General features: G+C 75.3%; 4 protein-coding genes. All 4 read right to left on the bottom strand.

The features are described 5' to 3' along the window. Positions 1–269: 269 nt before the first annotated feature. The 4 genes from V7793_RS33855 to V7793_RS33840 all read right to left on the bottom strand — a co-directional run bounded on the left by V7793_RS33855 (position 270) and on the right by V7793_RS33840 (position 4,511). Positions 270–1,451: a serine hydrolase domain-containing protein gene (locus tag V7793_RS33855; protein WP_336013528.1), complete on the bottom strand. Its 1,182-nt coding sequence runs from the start codon at positions 1,449–1,451 to the stop codon at positions 270–272. Positions 1,452–1,541: 90 nt separating this feature from the next. Then, positions 1,542–2,327, bottom strand: coding sequence for an energy-coupling factor ABC transporter ATP-binding protein (locus V7793_RS33850; protein ID WP_336013527.1), 786 nt, complete (start codon positions 2,325–2,327; stop codon positions 1,542–1,544). Between the two features lie 94 nt (positions 2,328–2,421). Beyond that, the gene (gene cbiQ / locus V7793_RS33845; RefSeq protein ID WP_336013526.1) at positions 2,422–3,213 is read right to left on the bottom strand and encodes a cobalt ECF transporter T component CbiQ; all 792 of its coding nucleotides are present in this window, start codon (positions 3,211–3,213) and stop codon (positions 2,422–2,424) included. A 2-nt stretch (positions 3,214–3,215) separates the two neighbouring features. Beyond that, the gene (locus V7793_RS33840) at positions 3,216–4,511 is read right to left on the bottom strand and encodes an energy-coupling factor ABC transporter permease (protein WP_336013525.1); all 1,296 of its coding nucleotides are present in this window, start codon (positions 4,509–4,511) and stop codon (positions 3,216–3,218) included. Positions 4,512–4,595 lie beyond the last annotated feature (84 nt).

Raw genomic sequence — 4,595 nt, 5'->3', positions numbered from 1 at the left:
GATGCCGCGGCCCGCGCCGGTGACGAGGGCGGCGTAGCCGCCGAAGCGTTGCAGAGGCTGCACGGGCTGCATGGGTGGATACCGTAGGCACCCGCCGCCCGGAGGAGAAGAGGGCGGACCGACCGGGAACAGCCCGCGCCCGGCGCGAGGACGGACCGCGCCGTCCCGGCCGGTCGCCGTCGCGGCGGAAGAAGGCCGCCCGGCCCGGCGCCGATGGCGAACGGGCCTCCCCCGGGAGCGGCCGGGCCCGGCAGGGGTACCCCTCGGTTTTACGGGGCGAGCACCTTCGCGAGCGCTCGCACCAGGGCCTGGGCCCGGGGGTCCGCCGTGACGTTCTTCTGCATGCCGTTGGTGACGTAGCCGAAGGACACCGCCGATTCCGGGTCCGCGAAGGCCAGGGAGCCGCCGCGGCCCGGGTGGCCGAAGGAGCCGGGGGCCAGCAGGGGCGAGGACGGGCCGTGGAGCATGTAGCCCAGGCCGAAGCGGGTGTTCACGACCAGCACCCGGTCCGGGCCGGCCGACTCCTCCGTGCGGGCCAGCGTCAGCGTCGCCGGTGCGAAGAGCCGCCGTACGCCGTCCACGTCCCCGATCAGGGACGCGTAGAAGCGGGCGAGCGCGTCCGCCGTCGCGATGCCCGCCGAGGCGGGCAGTTCGGCGGCGCGGTACGCCGGGTCGTTCTCGTCCGCCGCCGGGGATATCGCCGCGAAGGCGCGCCGCGTCAGGGACTCCGGGTCGCGGTAGGCGTCCGTGACGGACTGCTTCGGGCGCACCCGCAGGCCGGCCGACGACGGGGCCGCCGGCGCCTCGATGTCCGCGATGCGCCCGACCCGGCCCGCCCGCTGCTCGGACTCCGGCAGGCCCAGCCACAGGTCCAGGCCCAGCGGCCCGGCCACCTCCTGGGCGATCCAGCGGCCTATCGAACGCCCGGTGATGCGCTCGACCAGCTCGCCGAGCAGCCAGCTGTACGTCTGCGCGTGGTAGCCGTGCGCCGTGCCGGGCTCCCACGCCGGGGCCTGGGCGGCCAGCGCCGCGGGGCCGCTGACGCCGTCGACGGCCTGGGCCGGGGTGAGGGGCACGTCGAGCGCGGGCAGGCCGGCGCGGTGCGACAGCAGGTGCCGGACGAGGACCCGCTCCTTGCCGGCCGCCTTGAACTCGGGCCAGTACGTGCCGACGGGCGCGTCCAGGTCCACCTGTCCGCGCTGGTGCAGGAGCAGCAGGACCGCCGCGGCCACGCCCTTCGTGGCGGAGCGGACGATCTGCGCGGTGCCGCGCCGCCACGGCTCCTCGCCGCCGTCGGCGTCCCGGACGCCGCCCCACAGGTCGACGACCTTGCGCCCGTCGCGGTAGACGGCGACGGCCGCACCCCGTTCGCCGCGCCGGGCGAAGTTCTCCGCGAAGGCGTCCCGGACCGGTTCGAAACCGTCCGCCACCGTGCCCTGGACGTCCACCACTGTTGCCTGCTCCTGTGCCGATTGCTGCAAATTCCTCCACCATGGTGCAACGCGTTCGTCAATGCGCGTAGACCGGGGGTGGAGGACCCGTCACCTTCCGGCGCCCCGGACGGCCGCGTCCGGCCCCGCAGGCCGTGCCGTGCGCGGGTCGAAGCCGAACGGCAGCTCCAGGCGGTGCGCGCGCATGAGGCCCTCGTCACACAGGAGATCGCGGGTCGGGCCGTCCGCCGCGATGACGCCCTCGCTGAGGACGACGGACCGCTCGCACAGCTCCAGGGCGTACGGCAGGTCGTGCGTGACCATGAGCACCGTCACGTCGAGGGAGCGCAGGACGTCCGCGAGCTCGCGGCGCGAGGCCGGGTCGAGGTTGGACGAGGGCTCGTCCAGGACGAGGATCTCGGGCTCCATCGCCAGGACGGTCGCCACGGCCACGCGCCGCCGCTGGCCGAAGGACAGGTGGTGCGGCGGGCGGTCCGCGAAGCCGGCCATGCCGACGCGCGCCAGGGCCTTCTCCACGCACGCCGCCAGCTCTGCGCCCCGCAGGCCAGCCGCCGCCGGGCCGAAGGCGACGTCCTCGCGGACGGTCGGCATGAACAGCTGGTCGTCGGGGTCCTGGAAGACGATGCCGACGCGGCGGCGGATCTCGGCGAGGTTCCGCTTCTCGACGGGCAGGCCGGCGACGCTGACGCGGCCGAGCCCTCCGCCGAGGATGCCGTTGAGGTGGAGGACGAGGGTGGTCTTGCCGGCGCCGTTCGGGCCGAGGAGGGCGACGCGCTCGCCGCGGGCGACCGCCAGGTCGACGCCGAAGAGGGCCTGGTGGCCGTCGGGATAGGCGTAGGCCAGGCCGGACACTTCGAGGGACGGGGCCGTGGTCATGGGAGGTCCTTCTGGTTCGGGGCGGGCGCCCGGGGCGGGGTGCGCGGGGGTGCGGTGGGGATGCGGTGGGGGCGCAGAGGGGGTGCGGAGCGGGTCAGCTGCCGGCGGTCCGGGGCAGGCCGCCCGTCACCGCCCACGCCGCCAGCGAGACCGCCAGCCCGGCCAGCGGGAGGGCCGCCGCGTACGCCCACTGCGCACGGGTCGCCGCGGCCTCGTCGGGCACCGGCATCGTCCCCGCGTACCCCCGGCTGACCATCGCCAGATGGACCCGCTCCCCGCGCTCGTACGAGCGGATGAACAACGCGCCCGCGGACCGGGCCAGGACGCCCCAGTGGCGCACCCCGCGCGCCGTGAATCCGCGCGATTCGCGGGCGATGCGCATGCGGCGCATCTCGTCGGTGACCACGTCCCCGTAGCGGATCATGAAGGAGGCGATCTGGACCAGGAGCGGGGGCATGCGCAGGCGCTGCAGGCCCAGGAGGAGCGAGCGGAGCTCCGTCGTCGAGGCGAGCAGGACGGAGGCGGCCACGCCGAGCGTGCCCTTGGCCAGGACGTTCCAGGCGCCCCAGAGGCCGGGCTCGCTGAGCGACAGGCCGAGCACGTACGTCCGCTCCCCCGGCACGACGAACGGCATCAGCAGCGCGAACGCCACGAACGGGATCTCCACCAGCAGGCGGCGCAGCAGGAAACCGGCCGGGATACGGGCCGCCGCGGCCGCGGCGGCGACGAGCAGGGCGTGGAGGCCGAAGGCCCACACGGCCTCGCGCGGGGTCGCCACGACCGTGAGGACGAACGCGAGAACGGCGGCGATCTTGCAGTGCGGGGGGAGGGCGTGGACGGGGGAATGCGCGTGCCGGTAGAGCTTGTGCGCGTGACCGGCGCCCATCGTCAGGCGCTCCCGGCGGGCGGGGCGGCGCCGCGGCGGCGGCGCACGACCACGAAGACGGCGGTGCCGGCGGCCAGGGTCGCGCCGACGCCGATCACTCCGGCGAGCCCGCCGGAGATGCGCTCGTCGGCGACGTCCTTGACCTGGTAGTCGGCGAGGGGCGAATCCTTGGCGGCGTGCTCCTCGGCCTTGCTGTCGATGCCCTCGTCGTGCGCGACCTTTTCCAGCCCGTCGGGGCTGGAGGAGGCGTAGTAGCTGACGCCTCCGGCACAGACGAGCGCGACGGCAACGCCGGCGACCCACAGGCGGCGCGCGGAGCGGGGCGCTGACGCGCCCTTCGGCACTGCTGCCGGGCTCTCCGGTACGGTGGATTCGGCGGCGCCCATCGAATCCGCCGCAGCGGCGCCCAGCCCCTGACCGCCCGACCGGCGGTGCCCGCCTCCCTCAAGGCCGTCCGGCACCGCCGGACCGCGCCGCGGGGGCTGTTCGCCGTCGCGGCGGAGGGAAGATGCCGGGCCACCCGGCGCAGCGGATGCCTGCGAGGCCGCAGGCCCGGCCGCGCCGTTCGGCACGGCCAAGCCGCCCCGCCCGGGCTGTTCGCCGCCGCGGCGGGGAGAAGTCGCCGGCGCCGTGCGCAGTTCCAGGGGGCGGAGAGCGTCCCGCGCCGCGTGGATCAGGTCCGGGCGGACCGCTGCCACCGCGCTGACCGTCAGGGCCGTGATCGCGGCCTCGCCCAGGCCGATGAGGGTGTGGACGCCGACCATCGCGGTGAAGACCTTGCCGGTCGGCACGTCCGTCGTGCCGCCGACCGCGTAGATCAGGGTGAACGCGGCGGCCGCGGCCGGGACGGAGACGAGGGCGGCGGCGAAGGAGGCCGCGGTCAGGCTCGTGCGCCCCCGTGGCAGCAGCTTCACCAGGGCGCGGAACACCGCGTACGCCACGACGGTCGTCACCACGCCCATGACGCTGATGTTGACGCCGAGCGCGGTCAGCCCGCCGTCGGCGAAAAGGACGCCCTGCATGAGCAGGACGACGGATATGCAGAGCACGCCCGTGTACGGCCCGACGAGGATCGCGGCGAGCGCGCCACCGAGCAGGTGCCCGCTCGTGCCCGCCGCCACGGGGAAGTTCAGCATCTGGACGGCGAAGATGAACGCGGCGACGAGGCCCGCGAGCGGCGCGGCCTTGTCGTCGAGTTCGCGCCGGGCGCCGCGCAGGCTCACGGCGACGGCGCCGGCGGCGACCACGGCCGTGGCGGCCGAGACGGGCGCGTCGATGAATCCGTCCGGTACGTGCATGACGTCGCTCCTTCACACCACCGTGGCTGGAACCGCTCGATGATAGGGGCGTACTGCAAAGCTCTCGCAAGAGCTTGTGCAGTG

The sequence above is a fragment of the Streptomyces sp. KLMMK genome, assembly GCF_036961605.1.
GTDB classification, from domain to species: Bacteria; Actinomycetota; Actinomycetes; order Streptomycetales; family Streptomycetaceae; genus Streptomyces; species Streptomyces telluris.
This window is presented reverse-complemented; position numbering and strand designations above follow the sequence as displayed.